The organism is Nitrosomonas nitrosa (assembly GCF_003051105.1).
GTDB lineage: Bacteria > Pseudomonadota > Gammaproteobacteria > Burkholderiales > Nitrosomonadaceae > Nitrosomonas > Nitrosomonas nitrosa.
On the sequence record NZ_QAOO01000017.1, the window covers coordinates 23125 to 49106 of the forward strand.

21 protein-coding genes are annotated in these 25982 nt (G+C 50.9%); 7 read left to right on the forward strand and 14 right to left on the reverse strand.

Annotated features, from left to right (window positions below; all coding sequences use genetic code 11):
- Positions 1 to 676: 676 nt before the first annotated feature.
- Positions 677 to 1675: an isoaspartyl peptidase/L-asparaginase family protein gene (locus tag C8R30_RS10510; protein ID WP_107790108.1), complete on the forward strand. Its 999-nt coding sequence runs from the start codon at positions 677 to 679 to the stop codon at positions 1673 to 1675.
- A gap of 77 nt (positions 1676 to 1752) precedes the next feature.
- Positions 1753 to 2241 (forward strand): NUDIX domain-containing protein, encoded by a 489-nt coding sequence (locus C8R30_RS10515; RefSeq protein WP_107790092.1) that lies wholly within the window; start codon positions 1753 to 1755, stop codon positions 2239 to 2241.
- A gap of 538 nt (positions 2242 to 2779) precedes the next feature.
- Here the strand turns inward: C8R30_RS10515 and C8R30_RS10525 are convergent.
- From C8R30_RS10525 to C8R30_RS10535, 3 genes are all read right to left on the reverse strand, one after another.
- Entirely contained in the window at positions 2780 to 4696 is a 1917-nt protein-coding gene (locus C8R30_RS10525) for an Lnb N-terminal periplasmic domain-containing protein (protein WP_258192009.1), read from the reverse strand.
- Between the two features lie 61 nt (positions 4697 to 4757).
- On the reverse strand, positions 4758 to 5267 hold the full coding sequence (locus C8R30_RS10530) for a DUF3015 domain-containing protein (RefSeq protein WP_107783276.1): 510 nt from the start codon (positions 5265 to 5267) through the stop codon (positions 4758 to 4760).
- A 288-nt stretch (positions 5268 to 5555) separates the two neighbouring features.
- Entirely contained in the window at positions 5556 to 6515 is a 960-nt protein-coding gene (locus C8R30_RS10535; RefSeq protein WP_107790095.1) for an alpha/beta hydrolase, read from the reverse strand.
- A 136-nt stretch (positions 6516 to 6651) separates the two neighbouring features.
- On the opposite strand from C8R30_RS10535, the gene C8R30_RS10540 reads away from it, so the two are divergent.
- Complete coding sequence (locus C8R30_RS10540; protein ID WP_107790096.1) at positions 6652 to 7260, forward strand: hypothetical protein; 609 nt, start codon at positions 6652 to 6654, stop codon at positions 7258 to 7260.
- A 74-nt stretch (positions 7261 to 7334) separates the two neighbouring features.
- On the opposite strand, the gene C8R30_RS10545 is transcribed toward C8R30_RS10540, so the two are convergent.
- Both C8R30_RS10545 and C8R30_RS10550 read right to left on the reverse strand, forming a co-directional pair.
- Positions 7335 to 7811 carry a single-stranded DNA-binding protein gene (locus C8R30_RS10545; RefSeq protein ID WP_090666634.1) on the reverse strand — a complete coding sequence of 159 codons (477 nt, stop codon included), beginning with the start codon at positions 7809 to 7811 and terminating at the stop codon, positions 7335 to 7337.
- Positions 7812 to 9170 (reverse strand): MFS transporter, encoded by a 1359-nt coding sequence (locus C8R30_RS10550; RefSeq protein WP_090666632.1) that lies wholly within the window; start codon positions 9168 to 9170, stop codon positions 7812 to 7814.
- 93 nt (positions 9171 to 9263) lie between these two features.
- Here C8R30_RS10550 and uvrA point away from each other — a divergent pair, with 93 nt between their 5' ends.
- Complete coding sequence (gene uvrA / locus C8R30_RS10555; protein WP_107790097.1) at positions 9264 to 12116, forward strand: excinuclease ABC subunit UvrA; 2853 nt, start codon at positions 9264 to 9266, stop codon at positions 12114 to 12116.
- Complete coding sequence (locus tag C8R30_RS10560) at positions 12113 to 13384, forward strand: glycerate kinase type-2 family protein (RefSeq protein WP_090666628.1); 1272 nt, start codon at positions 12113 to 12115, stop codon at positions 13382 to 13384. Before uvrA ends, C8R30_RS10560 begins: the two co-directional genes overlap by 4 nt.
- Before the next feature lie 202 nt (positions 13385 to 13586).
- Here the strand turns inward: C8R30_RS10560 and C8R30_RS10565 are convergent, their stop codons facing one another.
- A complete protein-coding gene (locus C8R30_RS10565) occupies positions 13587 to 13976 on the reverse strand; it encodes a YchJ family protein (protein ID WP_218143419.1) in 390 nt (129 codons plus the stop codon).
- Between the two features lie 58 nt (positions 13977 to 14034).
- Here C8R30_RS10565 and C8R30_RS10570 point away from each other — a divergent pair, with 58 nt between their 5' ends.
- Positions 14035 to 14925 (forward strand): c-type cytochrome, encoded by an 891-nt coding sequence (locus C8R30_RS10570; RefSeq protein WP_107790098.1) that lies wholly within the window; start codon positions 14035 to 14037, stop codon positions 14923 to 14925.
- Between the two features lie 53 nt (positions 14926 to 14978).
- On the opposite strand, the gene C8R30_RS10575 is transcribed toward C8R30_RS10570, so the two are convergent.
- The 4 genes from C8R30_RS10575 to C8R30_RS10590 all read right to left on the reverse strand — a co-directional run bounded on the left by C8R30_RS10575 (position 14979) and on the right by C8R30_RS10590 (position 18043).
- Positions 14979 to 15353: a hypothetical protein gene (locus C8R30_RS10575; RefSeq protein WP_090666624.1), complete on the reverse strand. Its 375-nt coding sequence runs from the start codon at positions 15351 to 15353 to the stop codon at positions 14979 to 14981.
- A gap of 151 nt (positions 15354 to 15504) precedes the next feature.
- Entirely contained in the window at positions 15505 to 15864 is a 360-nt protein-coding gene (locus C8R30_RS10580) for an SPW repeat domain-containing protein (protein ID WP_090666622.1), read from the reverse strand.
- A gap of 155 nt (positions 15865 to 16019) precedes the next feature.
- On the reverse strand, positions 16020 to 17300 hold the full coding sequence (locus C8R30_RS10585; protein WP_239654116.1) for a c-type cytochrome: 1281 nt from the start codon (positions 17298 to 17300) through the stop codon (positions 16020 to 16022).
- Positions 17297 to 18043 carry a c-type cytochrome gene (locus C8R30_RS10590; protein ID WP_244887978.1) on the reverse strand — a complete coding sequence of 249 codons (747 nt, stop codon included), beginning with the start codon at positions 18041 to 18043 and terminating at the stop codon, positions 17297 to 17299. Before C8R30_RS10590 ends, C8R30_RS10585 begins: the two co-directional genes overlap by 4 nt.
- On the opposite strand from C8R30_RS10590, the gene C8R30_RS10595 reads away from it, so the two are divergent.
- Entirely contained in the window at positions 18042 to 18530 is a 489-nt protein-coding gene (locus C8R30_RS10595) for a DUF3293 domain-containing protein (RefSeq protein ID WP_239654114.1), read from the forward strand. The two genes, C8R30_RS10590 and C8R30_RS10595, sit on opposite strands and share 2 nt — an antisense overlap.
- A gap of 24 nt (positions 18531 to 18554) precedes the next feature.
- Here the strand turns inward: C8R30_RS10595 and ftsH are convergent, their stop codons facing one another.
- From ftsH to C8R30_RS10620, 4 genes are all read right to left on the reverse strand, one after another.
- Positions 18555 to 20369, reverse strand: a complete 1815-nt coding sequence (ftsH, locus tag C8R30_RS10600; RefSeq protein ID WP_090666783.1) for an ATP-dependent zinc metalloprotease FtsH — start codon at positions 20367 to 20369, stop codon at positions 18555 to 18557.
- A gap of 710 nt (positions 20370 to 21079) precedes the next feature.
- The gene (locus tag C8R30_RS10605; protein ID WP_107790099.1) at positions 21080 to 21871 is read right to left on the reverse strand and encodes a SapC family protein; all 792 of its coding nucleotides are present in this window, start codon (positions 21869 to 21871) and stop codon (positions 21080 to 21082) included.
- Positions 21872 to 22162: 291 nt separating this feature from the next.
- On the reverse strand, positions 22163 to 23698 hold the full coding sequence (locus C8R30_RS10610) for a class I SAM-dependent methyltransferase (protein WP_090666618.1): 1536 nt from the start codon (positions 23696 to 23698) through the stop codon (positions 22163 to 22165).
- A gap of 727 nt (positions 23699 to 24425) precedes the next feature.
- Positions 24426 to 25382 carry a hypothetical protein gene (locus C8R30_RS10620; protein WP_090666616.1) on the reverse strand — a complete coding sequence of 319 codons (957 nt, stop codon included), beginning with the start codon at positions 25380 to 25382 and terminating at the stop codon, positions 24426 to 24428.
- Positions 25383 to 25982 lie beyond the last annotated feature (600 nt).

Consider the following 25982-nt stretch of genomic DNA (forward strand, 5'->3'; position numbering starts at 1 on the left):
GCGTCGTTCACAAAAACCGCTTCCTTACTATTCATTATGGGTTGCGTTAACATTTTTTGTTCTCGCCTCGTCTTGTTTAGAACGCTGAATTTTTAGAGGTACCCATAAGATGCTCTCTTCAAAAATCGACGTGTATTTCGCTCAGCCTGAGCTCACCGCGAGCAGTAATCATTTGATAGGTATTCGCTTGCTCGCCAGCGCTATCGCACACAGTAAAATCCTGCGGCAATACAGTATAAAAATTAACGCAACCCGTTGTTGCTACAAAAACATGCTTGTTTATACCGTTATTTTTAGCATTGCCCTTGTCAGTCAACCCACCATTACACTCGCTAAAAACAATAAATACACTTAAAGTATTTTCACAGAACAATCATCTAATGACAATGATATTCTATAATTTTTCCTGTTTCCTAAATGAAGAAATTGGCCAGCCGACTCGTAACCGTCCGTAAACAAAACAACAAATAAGCAGCCGGCTTTCATGCAACCTTGAGAACCCGTCATAACCAGAGGGGATTACTTCGCATCACCCCGCATTTGTAACCCCAGCAGGAATTAGGTAGCATAAAAAACTATCAATAGATTTCCTTCCCTGCTATGCACACACCACTTGAACGTATTCAAGCCCAAGTTGCCACGTCTCATCTTGAAAAAAATGACCTCCAATACACTCATGACTAATACTCCATCGATCAGACTACTCATTCACGGGGGCGCAGGTGCCATCCAACGCAGCAGACTACCTCCAGAACGCACACAAGCTTATACCCAAGCGCTGACAGAATCTCTGCAGATGGGCTATGCAATACTCGCCGGGGGGGGTAGTAGCGTGGATGCCGTGGTGGCAGCCATCACGGTTATGGAAGATTCGCCTCTGTTCAATGCGGGTAGAGGTTCGGTATTCAGTCATGCAGGCCGCAACGAACTGGAAGCATCGATTATGGAAGGAGCAACTCGACAAGCAGGGGCCGTGGCAGCGGTCACCACGATCCGCAATCCAATCCGTGCAGCGCACGCCGTCATGACGAAAAGCACCCATGTGATGCTGATGGGCGAAGGCGCCGAAAACTTCGCGGCCGAACAAGCACTGGAAATTGTCGACTCCGCCTATTTTTTTACTCAGCACCGTTGGAATCAATTGCAAAAAGCGATCGCAGAAGAACGCGTGCTGCGCGATCATGATGCAGCGCCAGAAGCCTCCCTGCCAGTCAACGATGGAAAACACGGAACAGTCGGCGCTGTCGCGCTCGATTGTCATGGCAATCTCGCTGCCGGGACCTCGACTGGCGGATTGACGAATAAACGTTTTGGGCGCGTGGGCGATTCACCTATCATTGGCGCCGGTACTTACGCGGACAATCGCTCGGTTGCCGTATCCGCAACAGGTACCGGTGAAATGTTCATCCGCGCTGCAGCCGCATTCAGCACTGCAGCCCAAGTTCGACTGCTGCATACCCCACTTGCCGAAGCAGCCGACAACACCTTGTCTGAAATCGCCGCCATTGGTGGAGACGGCGGCTTGATTGTATTGGATGCACAGGGTAATTATGCGATGCGCTTCAACACCAGCGGAATGTACCGCGGCACCATCGGTAATGATGGCATTGCGCGGGTAGCCATTTTTTCGGAGGACGAAGTACCTGCCGCATCTTTTTCTACTTCTACCCTCTGACACCGCCCCCACCGGCCTGACGCCAGGTTGGCGGAACATGCGCAAAGCACCCACTCAATATTCGGCGAAGGCGACAGATGGGTATTCATAGCGCTGGCATCCTACTGTACCGCCCCATCGGGGGCAGGCTGCAAGTCATGCTGGTTCACCCAGGCGGCCCTTACTGGGCAAACAAGGATGATGGTGCTTGGTCTATCCCAAAAGGAATTTGCCAGCGCGATGAAGCACCACTCGCCGCCGCCAAGCGGGAGTTCCAAGAAGAAACAGGGCAGAAAATCGAAGGCACGTTCATCGATCTAGGAGAAGCAAAACAGCCGAGCGGAAGAACTATCCACGCATGGGCCTTGGCTCACCATTTCGACACATCCAGGATCGCAAGCAATCTATTTCCCCTGGAATGGCCACCCAAAAGCGGCACAATTCAACCTAGATTCCTCGGTTGGACGGGGCCGGAGTGTGCGGTTTTAGGGGTGCAGGACAAGGCGCAACGACGCGGAATAGTCACTCTATTCCAAGGAGTTACAACGCAGCCATGCGTCCATAAAATCGCGCAATCCGCATCGTAGCGTTGGCAACCCAAAAGGTGAAGGCGAAAATTGTTGCAAAGCTAGAATATTCATAATGTTAGCGCTATAATTAGCAATCAACTGAATAAAGAATCTAGGTTCAACACTTTCCTGAAGTCGATAGCGCACAATGGTTTGAAGTGCAGACAGCCAGGCAGAAAATGGTAAAAGGGCAACAAGTATTTCTTGAAAGACTAATGGAAAAGATTGGGGAATAAGTTATCCAGGTTAGGTAACGCTAATCTTTTGCTTGGTATAACCTGACTGAATAACTTGACTCAACATCTGAAAGTGTTTGTCGAGCGAAAATAGTGCGCAGTGGTTTTCCCTTACATTTTGAGACATGATGAGATCGGAAATAGCGATTTCATTACTTTTGCTTGACGCTGCAACCCTACGAACAGTAACAGAGAACCACGTTTTCAAATAATTTCCGATTATGTCGGTCTCTGGTCCATGGTTATCCGCAGTCATGTTCCACACAGAAAAATGGGGTTTGTCCACGGATTTCTACCATGATGATGTCTACAAGAGGCAATCAGAAATAATAATTGACGGAAAAAATGCCTTCATGGTTGTGATCGAAGCGGTTGAGTTCCAGTCTGACATCGAGATTTTGCGATAAGGCATATCGGCTTTCGAAGTGCGTCGTGAAAAAACGTTTGCGCTCACCCACGATGAAAACGTGATAGCTTCCGGCGATTTTGACCCTCAGGTTTTCGGAAATGTCATAGTAGGCACCTGCTTCCAGATCGCCGCCCAGACGGTAATCCCGCTGTAGATGACCGGACAATTCGGCTTTGAGGTCGATAAATGAAAATAACAGCAAAGGTGAGAAAAAATCGGGACGGTAAGAAAGCCCTCTTCCATAAAAGGCTTTTAATGAATTGCAATAATGGCAATCCCGGTCTCTGAGCGTATCGATCTCCAAACTACCACGCCATGAAGTCTTGCCAAACAAAGGGTCGTACGGATTGAGTGAAGTGATCGAGAGAATATTGGCCCGGTCCAGCCTGACCCGTTCAGACTCAAAGTAATAACGGAGTTTGAAGTCTAAAAAAATAATCTCCGAGTGCTTGTCATAGCCCACATCCTTCGCCATCAAATCATGATATGCCGGACGGTAAGCCAGCTCCAGGAACGGTTCTCGATCGTTATGCCCAACGCCAAGGCGCACACGGTCAGTGCCGTGACCGAGGTGCGGCGGGCTGGAAAAAAGCGTGACCTCCTCATTCTGATCACTGGCCACACGCAAGCGGCTTCGGGCGGATAGGAGGGAGCGGGGAATTTTCACTTCTTGATCGCTTACTTGTTGCATGCTCTGGTACTGAAGGTAGTCCATATAGGCATCCAACAACAGCGCCTGGGTGCGCGTGGAAAGACTAGTGAAGCGGGCGCTTTCAATGGTCACTTCCCCTTTGATGATGGCGTGCAGGAGCTGCCTTTCCCCGCTGTCCATGCGGGCGCGATGATGGTTCATCTGATTGAGAACGGCTGGGCGGTAAACGATCTGTTTGACCAGTTGATCCTGCGCCATGACCACCTTGACCGTATCGGCCGGAATCACGCTGAAAAAAAATTCGTCTTTCAAGCGCAAATCTGGATTGGCGATCTCTAAAAGCGAGAGTACGTGGTAGGAGCAGTTTTCCTGAAAATAATAATAATCGAAGTAAGTGCCACCCAGCTCCCACAAGTGCAGCAGCATCATGTGCAACTGATCTTCGGTAAACTTGAGTTCATACTCCCATAGATCGCGGCTTTCCCAATTATTGTATTCCTGCACTTTGGTGTAATAGGGAAAAATCGCAAAGCGGCCTTCAAATGAACCGATCAACCCTTTCAGCGCATACAGAAAGGCGTTTTCGGTATCGGGGATCGCGGCGTAGTTTACGCCGTAATTGATGAGATTGTTGTCGCCGCCTGTCCTGCGGCTATCGATGCGCATCAGGGTATGACCGAACATCGAAGCGGGATTGTTCAGGAAATAGGAGGCGAACACCAATGTGACGCCAACGGGGTCGAGAATTTCCAGCCAGCGACCCAAGCGGTCGCATTCTTGGATTTGCAAACGGGCGGGGTCGAACGCGAGTTGTTCGTTTAGCCATTTGAAACGCGCAGGGAAGTTACATTGCGGGTGTTCCTCGCCGTTGGCAATTTCAGCCAGCGGAACGAAAAAGCTGGCCAACGTGGCTGCCAATTCCGATTCCGGATCAGTTTTGCCAGCGGGGGAATTGAAAAACGCCATACCATCGGCTTCGCTCTCCATACCGCCAAAACGCTTTTTGTTATATTTCAGGAGTAAATGCCAGCTACGCTGATCACTGAGTTTTTGCGTGCGCGCTTGTTGTTGCAGCTCCGCTAGATACCGCGCGGCATTATTGTCTTGGGAATGGGAGACAGCAGGAAACCAAATAAACGAGAAAAACAAGCTGACGGCAAGGAATGCAAATGGCAAGGGACAGTAACGAATAGATGCACGGATACAGGGGTTAGCCTATATCCGTGCGCACGTTGGATTAATTCAGTGCGGATAAATGGATATTGCAGGATTTTGCCAGTTTAGGATGTTGAGACAGTTGATTCTCAAGCTGCGCCAGCAATTCGTTCGAAGTGGTTTGATCGTTTGTCACTAGATGATCGAATTTTTCCTGGGTCATCGCGCCAAATTCCCCATGTGTTTCCGCAGGGCATTGGTACAAGCTTGCCAGGGTAGCCAGGTTCTCACCTTTTCCTTGCGCCATTTCTTTGATCAAGCTGGTGTAGTTTTCTTGCGCAAATATTTCTCGTTCCTTGCTCAAATTTAGCAAGCCATGGTCGCCACAATTCGATGTGCCGGAAGTGATGCCGAATGTTTGCGAGCCAAAAGTACCATTGGTGGTGGCCGCAAAAATCTGTTGCGCACCTGGCTTCGATCCGATGACCATGGAACCCAGTCCACAGCCTGCTGCCCCATATCCGGCAGCAAAACTAGAAACAGGGAGGTAAAGTAGAGAAGCTGCGATTGCAATCAAATGACGTCGTTTCATATTATTCTCTCCATATAAAAGGTTGTTTCCGCTTCAAACCAGGTGAACGCTTCGATCATGCTCAATTGGTCTCAGTGAGTTTCAAAGCGTATAGCTTTCTGTCATAAAACTTCAAGAATGCGATCTAGGAAAAATGAGCAACCTTTTTCGTTAGAACAGGCCAGAATCTACTGAAACTTCTGTAGGTTGTCAAACATAACACAATTGATTTCAGAGAGCAGCAAAGGGTGCAGCAATGATGGTTAGGTAATTTTATGTCATAACAGCCGGCATCGACAGGATACAAACCTAAGGATGCACCAATTTTTCCAGGAAAGTGATGAACTTGGCACGGTATTGACGATCGTGGCGCCAGAATACATCCGTGTGGGCGCCTTCTGGAATTCGCCAAAAGGCTTTGGGCTCGGCCAGTTTATCGAAAATAATTTCGCCCAGTTCGGGTTCCACCACCATATCCTTTTGCCCATGGATGACCAGAACAGGAATGGGCGAAATCGCAGCCAAATCTTGCGGTGCCCAACGATCGCTGAATAATAGGTAACTCAGGGGTTGCAGCGGCCATGTGAGCCAGGTATGCGCGAGTTTTACCCTGGCGATTTTCTGAAAAGAATCAAAAGTACTGTCGGCAACCACCAGTTTCAAGTTGAGTTCGGATTTTTTATCGATTGCCGTCCGCAGCGCAACGATTCCCCCCATACTTTGGCCGTAAATGATCACAGGCCCGCCGGGGGATTTATTTTTTGCCACCCAGTCGACCGCTGCGTGGCCAGACTCGACACAACTTCTGGGCGTGGGTTTGCCTTCGGATAGGCCATAACCTGGAAAATCGAAAATGAAAAGATTGTAGCCTTCATCGGTAATCCAGGCTAACTGCAGGTAATGAGAGGTCAAATTTTCGGCATTACCGTGAAAAAATACAATGGTCGCCTTTGCAGGGGCTTTTTTAGCAGGAAACCACCAGCCATGCAGCTTTCGTTGAGCGGCATCGGTAAAGAAAATATCTTCTGGTGCGTATCCCACCACCTTCGGATCATAGTAAAGACGTTTCTTGTCCGGGTAATAGAAAAGACTCGAACAACCGCTGAGCATGAGGATACTTAGGATAGCCAAAATCAAAAACCACGTGAGTTTTGTGCGCATCATTTTCATGAGGATAATCGCAAGCTGCATGACACCATCGAATTGAGCGTTAATTGGGGCTAATTGAGCCTGACAGTATAACCCATTGAAGAGGCCAACTTTTTTCACTTGAGCAAATGCATCGCACCTGGCGGCACTATGATGCGTACATGCACCAAAGTACAATGTACCTCGGTACGATAGGCACAGAATGCTTCATTGGACACAATGCGATCAGTGTTGTAACCAATGGAGGGTGTCGCCAATGCGTTCTGAATCAATTCATGCTTATGGGGCAGATCTGCGAGGTTGGTTAGGGTCCGAGAATTTGAGTGCGCCAATCAACGCGGCTTTGAGCATAACACAGCCTGGCAACAACAAGCCCAGCGAAACGTCGATCTCGGGTTTCCCGCGCTTGAATGTTTATGGGGACATTGCCTATCCGGTCGAGCTGACTGCAAATGCAGATTATGGCCTTGCATTGGGTTCTCTGGGCCACACCGGAACTTCGTTTTCAGGCAATGCCACGCCGACCGCAGTTTCCCTTGGTTTCAATAAAGTCAATGGGCTGGCAGCCAATTTTTCCGAATTACCCGGTGCATTCCCAGGAGGAATGGATGGATTGTTTGCGTTATCGCGCAGTTTCGGCATTGTGGCACTAAGCGCGACCCATTTTCCCAGCTTGCCTCATGCGGACAGAGGCGAACCCTTCGCTCACCATCGCTACGATCACTACTTGACTATGCTGCTGGCGGTCACTTTGGCCGATAGCTCTTTTCTTGCCGCGCTGATTCCCGAACCCGAGATGCTGGGGCATGTGGGGCTCGGCTTGCTCGGTTTTCTGGGTATCAGACGGAGCGGTGATGTGCGGTAAGCAGCCATAATAGATACCGTCTAAAGCTGAAATGACGTGGACTGATGATATCCCTCGACCATCAATGGCACAATTTAAAACGGAATATCGTCTTCCAAGTCGTCGAAACCGGTGCCGGTCTTGGGTTTATTTGGGCTGCCGGGTTTATCGCTAAATTGTGTACTGTTGTTGTAATCGTTGTCCCTGTCAGGGGATTCGAAGTCGCCGCTGCTTGCGGCCGAGCGGCTGCCTAACATTTGCATGCGATCAGCGATGATTTCAGTGGTGTAGCGCTCGATATTGGATTTGTCGGTCCATTTGCGCGTCTGCAGACGGCCTTCGATGTAGACCTGTGAACCTTTTTTCAGATATTCGCCGGCGATCTCGGCTTGCTTGCCAAACATCACCACACGGTGCCATTCGGTTCGTTCCTGCTTCTCGCCACCCTTGTCTTTCCAGGTGTCGGTCGTAGCGATACTGAGACTAGCCATGGCGTCACCACTCGGCATGTAGCGGACTTCGGGGTCTCGCCCCAGGTTCCCGACTAGAATAACTTTATTGACTGATGCCATTTATGCGTTCCCCTTTAATAATTGGACGACTTTTTCTTCATCAAATCCTTTGAGATCGACTTTCAGATAGGCCACTTGTTCATTGGCCAGTACCAGCGCTTCGTAAACGCCCGGGAGTGATGCCAGTTCACGCGACAAGCCGCTGGCGCGGTTCGCATCCATCTCTTCGACATGATACATTTTGGAACGTACGGCGGCAGGCGCTTTCATGGTGGCAGCGAGATACAGCCAGACCAACAAGAGCAGTGCGCAGAATGCGGCGATTGCATAGATACCATAGTGCTGAAAGAAATAACCCCCCGCACTGGCACCGACGAACGCACCTAAAAACTGAGTACTGCTATACACGCCGATCGCCGTGCCTTTAGCGCCTACCGGCGCAATTTTGGAGATGAGTGACGGGAGACTGGCTTCCAGCAAATTGAAAGCGGTAAAAAATATCAGCAAAGCGCCCGCCATACCCCATAGCGATTGTTGTGTTACCGCTAGTAGAATCTGGCCGACCAGCAGCAGCGCGACTGCGGCAACGAATACCGGTTTGAGTTTGGCTTTTTTTTCACCGTAGATGATGGCCGGTACCATCAGGATGACCGAGAGCACCATCACGGGGAGGTACATTTGCCAATGCTGCGCTGCTGCCAGCCCCGCATCGCGCAAGGATAACGGCACGATCAGCCAAAGCGCCATCAATACCGCATGCAGCGCAAAAATACCGTAATTCAGGCGTAATAACTCCGGATTGCTCAGTACGCTGGAGAATCGCCCCGTGGAGACTTCCGCATCGGAATGAAAACGGCTGATGATAGGATCCGGGATGATTCTGTTGACCACAACGATAGCGGCAATCGCCAAAAGTCCGGTCATGATGAAGATGCCGGGTACTCCGATCCATTGGTTTAACAGCGGCGCCAACATCATGGAAAGAAGAAACATGGCGCCGATGGTCATGCCGATCATGGCCATGGCCTTGGTGCGGTGTTCTTCGCGTGTCAGATCGGCGGCAAGCGCCATGACCGCCGCGGAGATCGCGCCGGTGCCCTGGATGACGCGGCCTGCGATCACCCAATAAATATCGATCGCGGTGGCTGCCATGAAGCTGCCGATGGCAAATAGCACCAGCCCCATATAGATGACGGGTTTGCGTCCGAGACGGTCGGATATCCAACCAAACGGGATTTGAAAAATAGCCTGGGTGAGCCCATAGGCACCCAGCGCAATCCCTACCAGCGTGAAGTTGTCTCCACCAGGGAGATCTTCAGCAAACAGCGCGAAAACGGGCAAAATGATGAACAGGCCGAACATGCGCAGGCCATACACACCGGCTAAGCCAATAGAGGCGCGCATTTCCACGGGAGACATTTTTTCAGGAGTTGATATTGCAGACATGAATCAGATTGTGTGAAAACTGGAAAATTGGGTATATTAGCAGGTTGACCCATACTTAGGTAGCTGATGGAACTGATTAAAATTCGTGGGGCGCGTACCCACAATCTCAAAAATATCAATCTTGATTTGCCACGCAACAAGCTGATCGTGATCACGGGCTTATCCGGTTCGGGCAAATCATCGCTCGCTTTTGACACACTTTATGCGGAAGGACAACGGCGCTACGTCGAATCGCTCTCGGCTTATGCACGGCAATTTTTACAGTTGATGGAGAAGCCGGATGTCGATCTGATCGAAGGGCTTTCGCCTGCCATTGCCATCGAGCAGAAAGCGACATCGCATAACCCCCGCTCGACGGTGGGCACCGTCACTGAAATCCATGATTATTTACGTTTGCTGTTTGCCCGTGTGGGTGATCCGCAATGCCCCGAGCACGGCATTATTCTGACGGCGCAAAGCGTCGCGCAAATGGTGGATCATGTGCTGCAATTGCCGGAAGGCACCCGCCTGATGATCCTCGCGCCGAGCGTGGTGGGGCGTAAAGGCGAACAGCAGGATTTATTCGACGAACTGCGTGCGCAAGGTTTCGTGCGAGTGCGGCTCGATGGTGAGACGTACGAAATCGACGATCTGCCAAAATTGGAAAAAAACAAGAAACACACCATCGAAGTGGTCGTCGACCGGCTGAAGGTATCGGCCGATGCCAAACAGCGCTTGGCCGAATCGTTTGAAACCGCACTGCGCCATGCCGATGGCCGGGCATTGGCGGTCGAGATGGATACAGGGCAGGAGCATCTGTTTTCCGCCAAATTCAGTTGTCCGGTGTGCAACTACGCTTTGTCCGAATTGGAACCACGCTTATTTTCATTCAACAATCCAGTGGGTGCCTGCGCTAAGTGCGATGGACTCGGGCAAATTACTTTTTTCGATCCGGAGCGAATCGTCGCTTTTCCCCACTTGTCGCTCGCCTCGGGCGCGATCAAGCATTGGGATCGGCGCAATCAGTTTTACTTCCAGATGCTGATGGCGCTTGCCCAGCACTATGATTTCGACTTGGAAGCCCCCTTCCAGCAGTTGGATGAGAAAATCCAGCAGATTATTTTGTACGGCTCTGGCAAGGAAAAAATCAAGTTCTCATATCTGAACGAAACGGGCCGATCTGCTCAACAAACGTACCCGTTTGAAGGCGTGATTCCCAATTTGACACGCCGTTATAAGGAAACCGATTCGCAGGCGGTGCGCGAAGAATTGGCAAAATTCATCAACTCGCGTACTTGCCCTGATTGCGAAGGGACGCGGCTATGCCGCGAAGCGCGTCATGTGCATGTCGCTGGAAAAACCATCTACGAAATCAGTGCATGGCCGCTCAAACAGGCCAAGTTGTTTTTCGATCGGATGACGCTGGCAGGCCACAAGCAAGCAATCGCTGAGCGCATTATCAAAGAAATCGCCAGCCGGCTGCAATTTCTCAACAATGTTGGGCTGGATTATTTATCGCTCGATCGCTCTGCGGATACCTTGTCGGGCGGAGAATCACAGCGTATCCGTCTGGCCAGCCAGATTGGCTCTGGTCTGACAGGGGTAATGTATGTGCTGGATGAACCGTCGATCGGCTTGCACCAGCGCGACAATGGTCGCCTGCTGGAAACACTCCAGCATTTGCGTAATCTCGGCAATAGCGTGATCGTGGTCGAACATGATCAGGACGCCATTCAACTGGCTGATCATGTGGTGGATATGGGACCGGGCGCAGGTGAACATGGCGGTTGTGTCATTGCTCAAGGGACGCCGGCCGAAATTCAAAAAAATGCCGATTCGCTGACGGGGCGTTATCTTTCCGGGCAATTGTCAATTCAGGTACCGACTACCCGTACCCCGCCTAATCCTGAGCGCACGTTGAAAATCACCGGTGCGTCCGGCAACAATCTGAAAAAGGTCGATCTCAATCTTCCGGTGGGGTTGCTGGTCTGTGTGACTGGCGTATCGGGTTCAGGTAAATCCACGCTGATCAATGACACGCTGTATTGTGCGGTAGCGCGTCATCTTTATGGCAGCAGTGCGGAGCCTGCGCCATATCTGGCGCTGGATGGGATGGCTTTTTTCGACAAAGTGATCAATATGGATCAAACGCCGATCGGCCGCACGCCGCGTTCCAATCCGGCGACCTATACCGGGCTGTTCACTCCGATCCGCGAGTTGTTCGCGGGTGTTCCGCAGGCACGGGAACGGGGTTACAGTCCCGGACGATTTTCCTTCAATGTCAAAGGCGGCCGCTGCGAAGCCTGTCAGGGCGATGGTGTCATCAAGGTGGAAATGCATTTCTTGCCGGATATTTACGTTTCCTGTGATGTGTGTCATGGCAAACGTTATAACCGGGAAACGCTGGAAATTCAGTACAAAGGCAAAAACATCAACGAAATCCTGCAGATGACAGTGGAAAATGCTTTTGCCTTTTTCGATTCGGTGCCGGTCGTCGCGCGTAAGCTGCAAACCTTGCTCGACGTGGGGCTCGGCTACATCACATTGGGACAATCGGCCACGACGCTGTCCGGCGGCGAAGCACAACGTGTAAAGCTATCGCTGGAACTGTCCAAGCGGGATACCGGCCGTACGCTTTATATCCTCGACGAACCCACCACTGGCCTCCATTTTCAGGATATCGATTTGCTGCTGAAGGTATTGCACCGGCTGCGCGATCATGGCAATACCGTGGTCGTCATCGAGCATAACCTCGATGTGATCAAAACCGCCGATTGGATTATCGATCTCGGCCCCGAAGGCGGAGATGGTGGTGGCCAAATCATCGCTGAAGGCACGCCGGAAAGCATCGCAGCAAATCCAGCCAGCGTCACTGGTCAATATTTACGGCCCATGCTCGACGCAGCTAGCGGCCAGGCGAGTACAGAGGCAAGCGCGTGAATCCACGCGAACTACTGCGCAATAGTTTTCAGGTTGCGCTCGCTGCTGCCGACCCCTTGCAGATCGTTCCCTCTCATTTACCGAAACCACCCAAAGGCAAAACGTTGGTGGTCGGTGCAGGCAAAGCGGCTGCCGCCATGGCACACGCGGTCGAAACGCATTGGCCGCCGGATGCGCAGCTTTCGGGCATAGTCATCACGCGCTACGGTCACAGCCTGCCTACTGACAAAATTGAAGTCATCGAAGCAGGCCATCCTTTACCCGATCAGCACGGCGAACTCGCCACCCGCACCATGCTGGAAAAGGTGCAAACGCTCAACACCGACGATCTATTGCTGGGTTTGTTTAGTGGCGGCGGTTCGAGTTTATTGTCGCTGCCGATTGCGGGTGTCCCGATGGAGGCACTCAAGGATATTAGCCGGCAACTGCTATTGAGCGGCGCTTCGATCCAGGAAATCAATACGGTGCGCAAGCATCTCTCTGCTGTGCTCGGTGGCCGACTGGCTGCCGCCTGCCGCGCGCCGATTCATTGCCTGATCATTTCCGACGTGACGGGCGATGATCCAACCCATATCGCTTCCGGTCCCTGTGCGCCGGATCCGACGACATATGCCGACGTGCTTGTTCTGCTCAAGCAACATGCAATCAAGGTTGCTCCCAACGTGCTGGCGATCCTGCAGGAAAAAAGCCAGCACACGGAAGATGAAACACCCAAACCGGGCGACGCGGTTTTCAGGAATGTACAAAATCACGTCATTGCCACTGCGCGCCAGTCACTGACGGCTGCTGATCATTTTTTTCGCACATACAACATCACCCCATTGGTGCTAGGCGATACCGTGACGGGTGAAGCGCGTGAAGTCGCCAAAGTGTACGCGGCATTGGCAAGAGAAATCCACCGCTATGGTCAACCGTTTAAACCGCCCGTTGCGTTGATCTCTGGTGGCGAAACGACGGTCTCGGTCAAAGGCCGAGGCCGGGGAGGACGTAACAGCGAATTTTTGTTGTCGCTTACAGTCGCATTGGATGGTCTTGAAGGTATTTATGCACTCGCTTGTGATACTGATGGCATCGACGGCACAGAACATAATGCCGGGGCGATCATGGCTCCCGATACGCTAACGCGCGCCCAACAACTCGGTCTCAATCCTGCGGCCTTACTCAATGACAACGACGGTTATACCTTTTTTGAACAACTCAATGATTTAGTCATCACCGGCCCCACACGCACCAATGTGAATGACTATCGTGCAATTTTGGTTTTGTAGTAAATATGATTAACAATCAATATCTTGCTAGCAATACGATAAAGTGGTTTTGACATAACAGTATAAGGGAGCAAACCACGTTTTCAATTTTGTCGGTCCCTGGTCTATAGTTATCAGCAGTCATGTTTCACACAGAAAAATAGGGTCTGTCGCTAGATTTTCTGGACATGATCGCAATTGATGGAATGATAAGCTTTCACCGTCAGAGGATTTCCCCCTCCACATACAGCCACCGCCCAGCCTTGCGCACAAAGCGGCTGATTTCATGCAGTCGGTGAGCACGGCCATTAACTTTATAGCGTGCAATGAATTCAACGACGGCCTGATCCGGTACAGGGGAGTCATGGCGCTTCACTTCAAGGCCCAACCATTTGCTACGCGGCCCATTGTCCAATCCAAGCGAGGCCGGCCGGGTGGTGGCACACCAAGTGGCTAATAGATAGTCTTCACGGTCAAGTGTATAGGCCGTGTAACGGGAGCGCATCAACGCTTCTGCTGTGGGCGCGGTTTCTTCTTTATCCAGATAGCGGCTGCAGCAGTCGATATATTTTTTATCGCTACCACAAGGGCAGCGCATTATGCTTCCATTCATACTCAAATCCAGGATAAATGGGTTACTATAAAAAAACTTATCAGAAAGGCAAGTCAACATGTTGAGAAGCTTAAGCAAAATTCATTTTTTGAGCGTCATCGCTGCCGCGTTGTGCGCCATACTGAGCCCATTCAATCCCGCTTTTGCAGCGAATCCCATGAAGGATGCGCTAATTGAATTCAAGCGCGAGGGACAAGTGATCAGCTCTCACAGTCTTGAGGCACTCGGCAAGATGGCCCAAGCCCGGCCGCTTAAAATTTTTGAGTCACATGAGAAAAGAACACGCACTTACCAGGTTTATTCCGCCCGTGCGCTGTTCGATCAGATTTTTGGCAAAACATGGCGTTTAGCGGATGAACTCGTCTTTTTTTGCGCAGATGGTTATCAACCGAGCATTCCGGTAGCCAAATTTCTTGCGTATGATGCCTATTTCGCGTTTGCGAGTGCGGATGACATACCGTTCACGTTGGTAAACAAGCTGCAAAACAACGAGGCTGTCACACTAGGCCCGTTGTACCTCGTCTGGGACAATCTGGCAGCACGCACGTTGCTCGATGACGGGGCATCCGACATGCCCTATCAAGTGACCGGTGTCGAGCTCACCTCGTTCGCGGCACGTTTTCCGCATCTTTATCCACCCGCCGATGCTTCGCTATCCGCTCAACGCGGATTCCAGCATTTCCGCAAATATTGTCTTGCGTGCCATACGATCAACGGACAAGGCGGTGGCAAAGCGCCTGAGCTCAACTACCCGGTCAGCGTGACCGAATACATCGAGCCCCAATACCTTAAGCGCTGGATCGATCGCCCCGAGAGCATCCGCTACAACACGACCATGCCGGCACTGGGCATAGAAACGCCACGGCGTGCCGAGGTTATCGAAGAAATCATTGCTTATCTGGAAGCGATGAGCAAGCTGAAACGATCCCCTGCTGCAGTCTCCAATTGATTTTATGCGTGTAATTTATACAACTGTTCTTTATCTACTCAGAAGCAACGCATTCAATCGAACTTAGCCGATTCCATCCTGTGCTGAATATTCAGCGCAAGCTGCTTCGCGAGATTGAAGTCTATCTGATGTGTAACGATAATGGTGGCGAAGCTCTTTTTGTCACCCGTTCTGCGGCAATGGACAGCAAGGTTGTATTGGCTGTTAACGAGCGCAACATCATCTGCGCGTTGGATAATCGATCCCGTCACCTCAGCTGCAATAGCCCGATAGGCCCGATTCAGACATTCGTTTTTAGTGTTGCTCAGGGGCAAAAGCGAATAAAACAGCGAGGGCGAAGCACTCTTCACCCCACTCACGGACATAAGCAAAAAAATTGCGCCAAAGAACAACAAAAATCGCTTTAAGCTAACTAGGGGTACCAGCATAATGTTTCCTCGACAAAGACAGATTAGCAGATTAGCAGCTTCCGACAACCACGTGGATGGGCTGCCACCTCGGCAGCCCAATTATGCAGTAATCCTGCTGTCCGTGAACGTAATTTTATCGAGTGATCGCTTGGTGCAAAAAGCGCATACCTTAGCTTTTACGTTGAGTGGCGCGATAGTCAGTCAACAAACCTACCACGATGATAATCAATCCCATGCCCATATAAAAATTACGCGCCATCGGCTCATCGGCGAAACCCAGCACAAAGGGAACGGCCACAAGCGTAGGCCCGACTATACGCTCGATCCAGCCATGTACGGTAAAGGGAATGAGCTTGATCAGCCCAAAGGGGAAATCGGAAGTCAGGGTGACCGCAAGGTGCACCATTGCCAATCCATAGGCCAGCAAGGCGGGTACTTCGCTCAAGCCGAACAATACCGGTGCCAGCAAAAATAGGATAACTGTCAAAAAATCCAGATAGCCATGTTGTCGCGGGGAAATGATTTGCATAGTGATGCTCCTTTCGTAGGCGTTGATAACGCTCACCACTTTAAACAACACCCCGGTCTACGTCTGTTAGCTAGCAAACAGTGCGCAGAAAATCAACCACTCCGACATTCATACAAGCTCATGCCGCTATGCAAAGCACGATGCTTCTCAACAGGTTAATGACGGCTTCCTCTACTTTGTCCCACATCGACCGGCGTCACCAGGCTGCCGCGATTACCCCACGCATTTCTGATGAAGGAGACCAGTTGGGCTACTTCTTCGTCACGGATGATCTGCTGAAAAGGCGGCATGCCGTAGGGTTGCGGATTGGCTGCGGTCGTGGGCGGATAACCTCCATTCAATACGATACGAATGACATTGGTAGGGATCGCCATCGTCACGCTGCGATTGCCAGCCAGCGCAGGGTAAATACCAGGCGCACCTTGCCCCGACGCACCATGACAATCCTGGCAGTGTTTTTCATACAGCTTCTCGCCTTGCGCCAAGTATTTGCGGACACCCTCCGGCATTTCTGGATAGCGCACTTCAGGCGGCGCATCGCTTTCAGGCAGCGATTTCAAATAAACGGCCATCGCACGGGCATCCTCTGGCGTCAAATACTGCAAGCTTTGCCTGACCACCGTACCCATCGGCCCTGACATCATGGCGCGTTGGGTCACGCCTACGGTGAGCAGCTCGACGATTTCCTCGATCGACCAATCCATACTGCCTGCCTCCTGGCGGGTAGTCAGCGAGGGCGCATACCAGTTGGAGTCCATGATTTGTCCCTCGCTCGCATGCTCATCTTGGCTTGCCCCCAGCACATTTCTGGCCGTGTGGCAGGCATTGCAATGCCCCAATCCTTGCACTAAATAAGCCCCCCGGTTCCATTCTTCACTTTTGGTGCTATCCGGTTCATAAATACCCTGCTTGAAAAAAAGCGCACGCCAGACATACAAGAGGGGACGGTAGTTATAGGGAAAACGAATTTCATGCGGCGGGTTGCTTTGGGATACCGCCGGGATCGATCGCAGGTAGGCAAAAATAAGATCGGCGTCTTCACGTGTCACCTTGGTGTAGTCGGTATAGGGAAAAGCCGGATAAAGTAGCCGTCCGTCGCGGGATTTTCCTTCGTGCATCGCTCTCCAGAAGTCTTCTTGACTCCAGCGACCAATTCCCGTTTCGTCATCTGGCGTGATGTTAGGTGTTACGAAAGTTCCAAACGATGTCGTCAACCTGAGTCCGCCGGCAAAGGGCTGTCCGCCTTTGGTAGTATGGCAACCCAGGCAATTTCCGACACGCGCCAAATATTCGCCGCGCGCGAGCTGCTGCACAGCGGTACTTTCCGTCGCAGCATGAATTTCCATGACACCGACCATCAGGAGTGCGATCAATCCGTAGCCAGTCCCTGAAAAAACCCTTTTTATCGTTGCAACCAACATCAGAGCAGTTTTCATCGGCTGTCTCCATTCTCCAGAGCGAGATTCGCGCACCGTTGCGCCATCTCGGCAGGAAGGGCGTTGGCGGGTTCTCCTGAAGCAGGTTGAGCAGCCAGCCATTTTGCAAGCGCGTTGATTTCTTCGTAGGTCAATTGCTTGGCGATATCCGCCATACAATTCGCGATCTTCCCGCGGATCAGTCCGCCGCTATGCCAACCGCCCAATTGTGCAGCCAAATAAGTGCTATGCAAACCCAGCAATCCAGGTACAAAGGGCTCGGTACCCATCAGATCTTGACCATGACACGCGCTGCATGCGGGCACCTCTCGTTCGGGATCACCCGAATAAACCAATTTCTCGGCCAGCGCCGCTTGTGCAGGCGGGATCACGATGGATTCAGGTGGAGGATAAGGTATCTCGAGCCCAGCAAAATACTGCGCTATCTCGCGCAAATACGTATCGGACATGTTCTCCAGCAAAATGGCCATCGGTTGGTAGTAGCGGCGCCCATCCCTGAAATGCCGCAGCTGGTTATAAAGATAACCCTCCAATTTGCCTGCAATGCGCGGATAATAAGCGTCTCTGCTCGCCTTATCTTCCTCGCCATGACAAATGGTACAGGCTTTGACGCGCTCTGCCAGCGTGTTGGGAACGTCGACGGGCTGCGGTGCTTCTGCAGCTTCCGCAAAACAAGTGAAAAGAAATAGTCCAGTTAGAATAAAATATTTCATGTTGTTATTTTTGTGATGAGGAAACGCCATGCCCGACTCATTCCAGGAAGACATCTTTCGACACGGCTTTGTTATTTTGCATGAAAGTTTAAAGCAAACCGCTATTCCGGCCAAACTGATCCAAAGCTACCTTGCTACCCTTTACCAGGCAGACATCGATACAGACAAGATGACGTTACGAATTGGCGAACATTGCGAGTCCTTGTCTCACCTCCTGTCCACAAAGGCAGTGCAGTGCGCGCTGTATATTACGGCTTGCAATCCCCGCAGCCGACCTCGCCCGCAGCAAATAAACGAGTTGGCTAATCATCGCTTATACAGTTGCCTCTTCCGCTACACCGATAATATTTTTATCGGAAGAAGTTTGGATCCTGCCGAAAAATGGCCAGCCGAACCCAGCTTTCTTGCCCTAGGCATCGACTTGGTCACCGCCAAGATTCTGGGTCGCCACTTCGACCAGAACGCGCTCGTGTGGATTAATGACGATGCCATTCCCAGGCTAGTACTGTTACGTTGACCGCGCTACTGAAAAAGCCAATCCTCATCCTTCGCGCACGATTGCCTGCTTGAGCGTCTCGATTTGTGGCTGGTTGAGCGTTTCGGTCTTGAGCAATTCCTCGGCAGTTTTATCCAATAACGCACGGTTCCTGCGAAGTATGCCTACCGCCCGTTCGAGCGCCTGATCAACCAATGATCGCACCGCGGTATCGATTTTGTTGGCGGTTTCCTCGCTGTAGTCGCGGCTTTGCGGCACCGGAAACCCCTGTTGCAAAAACGCGGAGCGTTCGCGGTCGTAGGCCACATGACCCAACGCATCACTCATGCCATAGCGCAACACCATGGCACGGGCAATATCGGTCGCACGCACCAGATCATCCGACGCGCCGGTTGACACTTCATTGAACACCACTTGTTCGGCTGCCCGTCCGCCCAGTAGCACCGCCATTTTATTCTCCAGTTCTACCCGTGTCATCAGAAAACGATCCTCGGTCGGCCGCTGAATGGTATAACCCAATGCACCCACGCCTCGTGGAATGATCGACACTTTGTGCACCTCATCGGTCCCGGGCAATGCCAACGCGACCATGGCATGCCCCAGTTCGTGAAAAGCGACCACGCGGCGTTCATTGGGATTGAGTAAGCGGTTGCGCTTCTCGAGACCGGCCACAATCCGTTCGATCGCATTATTGAAATCGTCCATCGTCACGGCAGAGGCTTTACGCCGGGTAGCCAACAGCGCCGCTTCATTGACCAAATTAGCCAGATCAGCGCCGGTAAAGCCTGGCGTGAGTGCCGCAATTTGCTCCGGCTTGACATCGGTATTCAACTTCACTTTTTTCAAATGGACCGCCAGAATCTGCTCACGTCCCACTTTATCGGGCCGATCGACCAACACCTGCCGGTCGAAGCGCCCCGCGCGCAGCAATGCGGCATCGAGAATTTCAGGGCGGTTGGTCGCTGCCAGCAAGACGATACCACTTGCAGGATCGAAACCATCGAGCTCCGCCAGCAACTGATTGAGCGTTTGTTCTTTTTCATCGTGTCCACCCAAGCCGTAGGCGCCTCGCGCGCGCCCCAATGAATCAAGCTCATCGATGAAAATAATCGCAGGCGCCATTTGACGAGCCTGCTCGAACAGATCACGCACCCGAGCGGCCCCCACACCAACGAACATCTCGACAAATTCCGACCCTGATATCGAGAAGAACGGCACACCTGCCTCACCTGCCACCGCTCTTGCCAGCAAGGTTTTACCGGTTCCGGGTGGGCCAACCAGCAAGATGCCCTTGGGCACCCGTCCCCCCAGGCTGCTGTAATCCGCTGGATTCTTTAGAAAATTAATGATTTCGAGCAGCTCTTCCTTCGCCTCATCGACACCCGCCACATCGGCAAACGTGACTTTGGTTTCCTTCTCGACATACACCTTGGCGCGGCTCTTGCCAATCGACATCAACCCTCCGCTCATGCTACCGCTCATGCGGCGGATAATGAACAACCAGATTCCGATGAACACGGCCATGGGCACGATCCAGGACAGCAAATCACGCAACCAGGTGCTCTTCACGACCCCCGTATAGGTCACGTTATGCTTATCAAAAATCTCTGCCAGCTCGGGCTCGACCCGGGTTGTGACAAATTCCTTAAACCCTTCCGAACTTGCTTCTTTAAGCGTGCCGTAAATATGGTTCTCCGTAATCGCCACCTCAGCCACGCGCCCTTGCTCGAGCAGCGTTTGGAAACGGCTATAGGGAATGGGTTCAATACGAGTATATTGGTTGTACAGATTCTGCAAAAACATCATGCCTAGAATGGCAATGACGATATACCAAAAATTGAACTGCACTTTCTTGTCCATTACATTGCTATCCATCAGCATTCACCTTCTTTATTGGAAAACGTTTCATTGTCGCAAGAATCGACCAGACGAGACAGATCGGATTATGATCATGCCCACTATCTATGATCTCAGTCTGTCAGAATCAATCCCATTCAGTCTAAAAATAAACTATTTTTGGATGATTGCATGTAACAGAGCGCGAATTGGCAGAAGACGGTCATAGTCAAGCAATAGCAAATGGAAAGCGCTCCTTTGTGCACCGCTATTATGCTGCCACAAGCAGAAAATAAGTACAAAGAACAGCTTCTATGTTGTGATGCTATAGGGAGCAGCGGTAGTTTTTTTAATGTAAATGATGCAGCGATAATGGCTACTTGACCAGGCGCGAGCCCAATACGCCATGTTATCAATCGATTCTCCATCTCCATCAAATCGCTTTTGGCAACTCACTGAGTTTTCATTGCCTCAGCAAAAACGCGGCTTGCTGTGCTTTGATAATAGCGATTGCTCGTTCGCGGTGAACGCCAGATTTTTCAAGTCTCTCGACTAATTTGTGTGTGTCAAACGTATCGTTTGTCTTATCGCTATCCTATCCAATAGGAATCAACATATTCATTGTGCACAGTAAACAAACCTTTTTCCATTATCTGGAATGGTAACTCCCCGCTTCATCGCTTGTGTCCGACCTGCTACACAGAAAATTATGCCTGCTTGGTAATACGACAAAATCAATTCAGATGATCAAATTTTAACGTACCGCCCTGATTGAGGAATTCCAGATCCAGCTCCCCGCTCGGTGTGCTTGGTATGCCCGCTTTCGCATGGGCTTGCGCCAAATCACCGAGGCGGGGCAAATGCTGTATGGATAAAAGCTGGCAATAGGCAGCTTGCAGTGCACCGATATCGCGCAGCTCAACAAAAGCGTCGCCAGTCAGCGTATTTAGCACTGCTTCGTCGACACGATACAAACCAGCGATTTGCTGCTCATTGGCACTGTGTTGGACTTTGATCGTCCAAGGCTGGATCAGATCATATTTCTGCAAGGCGGCACAGATACGTTTGGTTGCCTCGCGGGCAGTTGCCACCCGCTTCAGAAATTCGAGGACATCGAGAACGGATTTAGCCGGGTTGCCTTCATCATCAAAAAAACGCTCGCCGTCAGGATCATCAGTGATGACACCGCTACCTTCATTGATGCACAACACTTGCTTGCCATCGCTCGTATTCGCTAACAAAAAAGGGTAGCCCCGATACGCTGCAGGAATATAGCTAGCCAGCCAGCTCCCATCCTTGGCCACCAAAAGATTTTTTCCCGCCGCAAGCCCCTGCACCGCCACCATGACGAAACTCGACTCAACCGCTACAAAACCAATCGGCAACGCCATGACTGCCTTGTACAACTCAGCCGCCACAATAGGAACAACCGCGTCATTTGCAGCAAAATCGTAGTGACGGTAAGGCCGCCAGCGCTGCAGCGCATGGCGGCTTTTTGATAAGGGTTGAATTGCATTCTCAGTCATATCAACGAATCAAGGTAAGTAGTTAGCAAAACATTCAATTGAGCCCAATGATATCACTCAACTGGCGTACTATCGCGCTGTTTACTCGTTTTTTTTGGAATCGTATCTGGCACGATAGCCTGTGGACAGGGTGGCAAATGCACCTAGATCGGCCATCCGGTGCAAAATGTATACTCCGCCTACCACACCTTATCTCACCCCTGCCAAGGCTTCCCTGAGAGGAGCCGTTTTTAAACATCCGGACAGAATAAGCGGAATATCACTTACCCTACTTCCGGTTACAACACCCAATCAAATAACCTGCAACGCCTTCAGCATCGGCAAGCGTTTTTCAGCAAATTCGCTGGCCTGCCGGCTAAGCTCGGCCAGGCTTTCACCCTCGGATTCAATGACTTTTCCTTCCTTCGTCAGTCTTTGATTCAATATAGCCAAATGCTGCCATGCGAATTGCGCCCAGTCGCCTGGTGTTTTCTTACCCTGATGGCGAGCCAGTAAGAAGAGCTGCTGGAAACGATTGACAGAAACGCCCCCTCCCGTGAGCGGGCTGGCAAGATAAGCGAAATCGTTGCTGCCACGGCACTTGTTCATCAAATGAAGGTTGAGCTTATCCGTGCTACGCTTCGCTTTTGACGCCGAAACCTCTTCCTGCACCAGCGTGACATCCCCCTTGCCGATCAAAATCATCATTGCTTGCAAAACTTGCGAAAATACGATGTTCTTACTCTGAACTGCCTGCTCGATCTGTCCCAATGTGCGCGGCTTGTAATCAGCCAGCAAATCGAGAATCGGCACATAGACACCCACATTCAACGTCGCTTCACCTAACGAACCGGTCACTTTTAGCTCGACCGCTTCGCGTGAGCTGCTCAACACTACGCGCTGAGCGCGTAATTGTTCTCCCCGCTCAATCAGATCAGTACGCCGCGCTCCCTTTATCCAATAATCCCGCCTGAATTGGGTATTACACATAAAATCGCGCGTCATTTCCCGGAAAACCGGATCAGGAATAGTGCGTAGGAATTGCTGCTGACTTTCCGAAAGATTCACCGCATCGACATGGTCCGTATAATGTGCAGAACAGGCAAAACTCAGCTTGGCTGCCGCCAGCCAATCATGCATCCGTGTGAAGGACATCGGATGCCAGTCGCGGTTAAAGTATTCATGCGCTAAATAATTACGGTTCTGCTCTTTCATTTTCTTGATGCGTTCGGCCACCTGCGGGTTCACCCGACTGTAGAGCGGGTTGGTAGCCAATAGGCGGTCTGCGAAATCGAGCGCTGCATCGATGCGGCTGATAATTCCTTGACCGCTTGCTCCCATCACCTCCGCATATTCCGTAAGCAGATCACGCATCGGCAGCATCGATGCCCAACCAGGTTGTGTGTTATAACTGATATAAAGCACGCCCCCGACTTTCAGTTTGCGGCGGACGAAATCGACGACGATGGACCGGTTCTCATCGGAAATCCAGCTCCAAATGCCATGCAGCCCGATGTAATCAAACTCGGGCAGATCGGAACGGTGAGCAAAATCGGCAAAAGCCTCGTCGTAAAGCTGCGCCCCCGAACCCGCTACTGCCGCGAGTTCACGGGCAAAATGGGCTTGGGCGGGATTGAAGTCAGTACCGTACCAATGCCCCGTGGAAGCTGCCGCATGGATACCGATGCTCATACCCTGACCAAAACCCAGCTCACAAGCTGTTTCTACCTTTGGAAAAACCAAACCCGCTGCCAGAAAAGGCAAGCTGAGACGCAATGGATTGAGCTCCGCATAGTACCCATAGGTGTAGCCAACATCGGCCATATAACCGGCCGTCCAATCTGTCATAAAACCCTCTTTCAAAAATAGTGGTCAATCGTTTTTTTAATGCATATTATCCTCATTGCAGCTTAGTTCTGGAATGAAGTTCAAACTTTTCCGACCCAATTATTCCTCGACCGGCCTATTATAACGAGCATCCAGACATCACCGCTCAAGCCACGTGGGCTGAGTACTGCCTTTCTACTCATCATTTTGGAAGATTTATGGAGGTCGCTGGAATCTGCCGTGCATGAATGAGCTCCGTCATGAGGGAAGTACTGCAGGGGTTCATCGTGCTTTAGTTTCTGAGAGCAGATATCCTTACCGACAAGCACTCGAGCGTCTGGAACCGTTATCCTCATGCATTATTGCTATCTTTACCAGGGTTGTAGGGCAATAAACAAGTCGCGCTACGCGATCTTCTTGATTTTTTTTGCAGTACCATACTCGTTGTTTATTGCACTTGCACGGACTAGGATTTAATTGCGGCAACAACCAGACCACCGATAGCAAGTGTCATCGCAAACGACCAGATCATAAAACGATTGATACGTGTTGATCAGCGCCTCGAAATGCTTATCTATCTGCTCAAACCGTTCCCCCATCTGCTTGAATCTCTCGAACTTCAGCCCGCGTTGATGCTTTAATTCCTATTGTTTTCAGACAAAAACATAGCATACTAAACGATACAAAACCGCCCCAGCAAATTTCTCCCGTTCAGCTTCAGATAGGAAGCGAAGTGGTGAAATAAACTTTACGCAGAGTTCACCGTTATTCTTGCCAGGCAATGGTTGGCTTCGGTCACTTTGTTGATCGCCCAGGTTCTTCGCTCGTTTGAGCGGTGCCAGCGCGCCGCACGGTATTGCTGGCAATGACGCAATGCCAAATCACGTCCTTGCGCCGGGTTGCCTGCAACATCTAATGCGAAATCCGGAAAACAATGAGTCAGAAGCTGAAACAAATCACTGCTCAGCAAAGGTGCGTCCAGCGCGATTTCACTGGGCCGGAATTCGCCGTGCTGTGTAAGGGCGATCATGTAGTTGGTCACCGATTGAAACCGCACATTCCCCCCTGGTACGACGGTAATGATTGGAAAATAGGGCGCCAATGCCGGCACGATGTGATTGGGAAAAATGTGCGCCTGCCAGTAGCGTGCCGCCACTCGGGCGAAATGGCCATAATCTTCAAGAGGAACGAATCGCGCTTGCTCCAAAGGTAGAATCTCGACCTTGGGCTTGGTGCTGACCACGGTATCATTGGATACATCGACATAGAGCGTGCCGAGCAGAAACGCATTTTGAAAATACTCACCGCGCAAATCGCCCCACACCTGCCGCATGCTCCCACCATGACGCAGAAACGCGATCAAAGCCGTATAACCTTCTGCCGAAGCACCGTCTAGTCCGGAAAGACCATTTTGTTCCAGATACTGCTGCACCGCTTTAGAGATTTCAAGACACTGACCAAGCGGATAGGGTTTGCCCCATTTGCTAGGCTGAGCACGGCTCAATTCAGGATCAAGGATGTTGCGCACAGTGAGAAAAAATGCCTCCAAATTAGCAAGCGCAGGCGTCAGGAATTGATGGGTCAATACCTGTTCGCTTTGCCAATCGGGTACACGCGGTTCATTTGGCAGAAGTGGTCTGCAACCAGTCATCAGTAGTAAAGGGAAAAAGATGGTGAAGGTTAAGTGGTTAAGTATGACGGGCACATATAAAGGTGCGCCTGAAGTTAAAAAAAATGCTTTAGCACCGGTTTTTCATAGCAGCTTCAGATCTACTACCAAGTGGTAAAGTAAATGAGCGAAACGCATTGTCCGAGGATTATTGCCTTACGCGAGTTTAACGGTGTTTATATCACGCTACCTTAACACCCTATCGCATCCATAAGTAACCCAAGCCATAAAGCCCGCAAAACCCGTCTACATCATTCCAAATGGCAAACTATTCAGTATTTCCAATGCTCCCACAATCACATCTTAATCTGTTTGTAATTCCATACATCCAAAGAGGTAAAGCGATGCTGGGTTCTCCCCCTTAAACGGCATCGCATATGCCAAACCCAGAATTTTAGCAAATCAAAAAGCGGGGAAATTATGAATATAACATGAGTTGGGATTGATTTGGCGAAGCAGGTATTTCAGATACTTGGTATAGACAGGACGAAAAAAGTACCGATCCTGAGACAATCTGTGAAGCCGTTAACCGACCGATGTTGGCGGGACAGAAAGGACTGCGTCTGTCATTGGCAGGCACCCATGGCAAGTTGCCGCTTCTGTCTTCCCCTGGCCGCAAAGATGCAGCTTGCCGTC

What these genes read in the sequence shown, in the direction of transcription:
- C8R30_RS10510 (WP_107790108.1), top strand. Translation starts at nt 677, where the DNA reads ATGACTAATACTCCATCGATCAGACTACTCATTCACGGGGGCGCAGGT.
- C8R30_RS10515 (WP_107790092.1), top strand. Translation starts at nt 1,753, where the DNA reads ATGGGTATTCATAGCGCTGGCATCCTACTGTACCGCCCCATCGGGGGC.
- C8R30_RS10530 (WP_107783276.1), bottom strand. Translation starts at nt 5,267, where the DNA reads ATGAAACGACGTCATTTGATTGCAATCGCAGCTTCTCTACTTTACCTC.
- C8R30_RS10540 (WP_107790096.1), top strand. Translation starts at nt 6,652, where the DNA reads ATGCGTTCTGAATCAATTCATGCTTATGGGGCAGATCTGCGAGGTTGG.
- C8R30_RS10545 (WP_090666634.1), bottom strand. Translation starts at nt 7,811, where the DNA reads ATGGCATCAGTCAATAAAGTTATTCTAGTCGGGAACCTGGGGCGAGAC.
- C8R30_RS10550 (WP_090666632.1), bottom strand. Translation starts at nt 9,170, where the DNA reads ATGTCTCCCGTGGAAATGCGCGCCTCTATTGGCTTAGCCGGTGTGTAT.
- uvrA (WP_107790097.1), top strand. Translation starts at nt 9,264, where the DNA reads ATGGAACTGATTAAAATTCGTGGGGCGCGTACCCACAATCTCAAAAAT.
- C8R30_RS10565 (WP_218143419.1), bottom strand. Translation starts at nt 13,976, where the DNA reads ATGAATGGAAGCATAATGCGCTGCCCTTGTGGTAGCGATAAAAAATAT.
- C8R30_RS10570 (WP_107790098.1), top strand. Translation starts at nt 14,035, where the DNA reads ATGTTGAGAAGCTTAAGCAAAATTCATTTTTTGAGCGTCATCGCTGCC.
- C8R30_RS10575 (WP_090666624.1), bottom strand. Translation starts at nt 15,353, where the DNA reads ATGCTGGTACCCCTAGTTAGCTTAAAGCGATTTTTGTTGTTCTTTGGC.
- C8R30_RS10580 (WP_090666622.1), bottom strand. Translation starts at nt 15,864, where the DNA reads ATGCAAATCATTTCCCCGCGACAACATGGCTATCTGGATTTTTTGACA.
- C8R30_RS10585 (WP_239654116.1), bottom strand. Translation starts at nt 17,300, where the DNA reads ATGAAAACTGCTCTGATGTTGGTTGCAACGATAAAAAGGGTTTTTTCA.
- C8R30_RS10595 (WP_239654114.1), top strand. Translation starts at nt 18,042, where the DNA reads ATGCCCGACTCATTCCAGGAAGACATCTTTCGACACGGCTTTGTTATT.
- C8R30_RS10590 (WP_244887978.1), bottom strand. Translation starts at nt 18,043, where the DNA reads ATGGCGTTTCCTCATCACAAAAATAACAACATGAAATATTTTATTCTA.
- ftsH (WP_090666783.1), bottom strand. Translation starts at nt 20,369, where the DNA reads ATGGACAAGAAAGTGCAGTTCAATTTTTGGTATATCGTCATTGCCATT.
- C8R30_RS10605 (WP_107790099.1), bottom strand. Translation starts at nt 21,871, where the DNA reads ATGACTGAGAATGCAATTCAACCCTTATCAAAAAGCCGCCATGCGCTG.
- C8R30_RS10610 (WP_090666618.1), bottom strand. Translation starts at nt 23,698, where the DNA reads ATGACAGATTGGACGGCCGGTTATATGGCCGATGTTGGCTACACCTAT.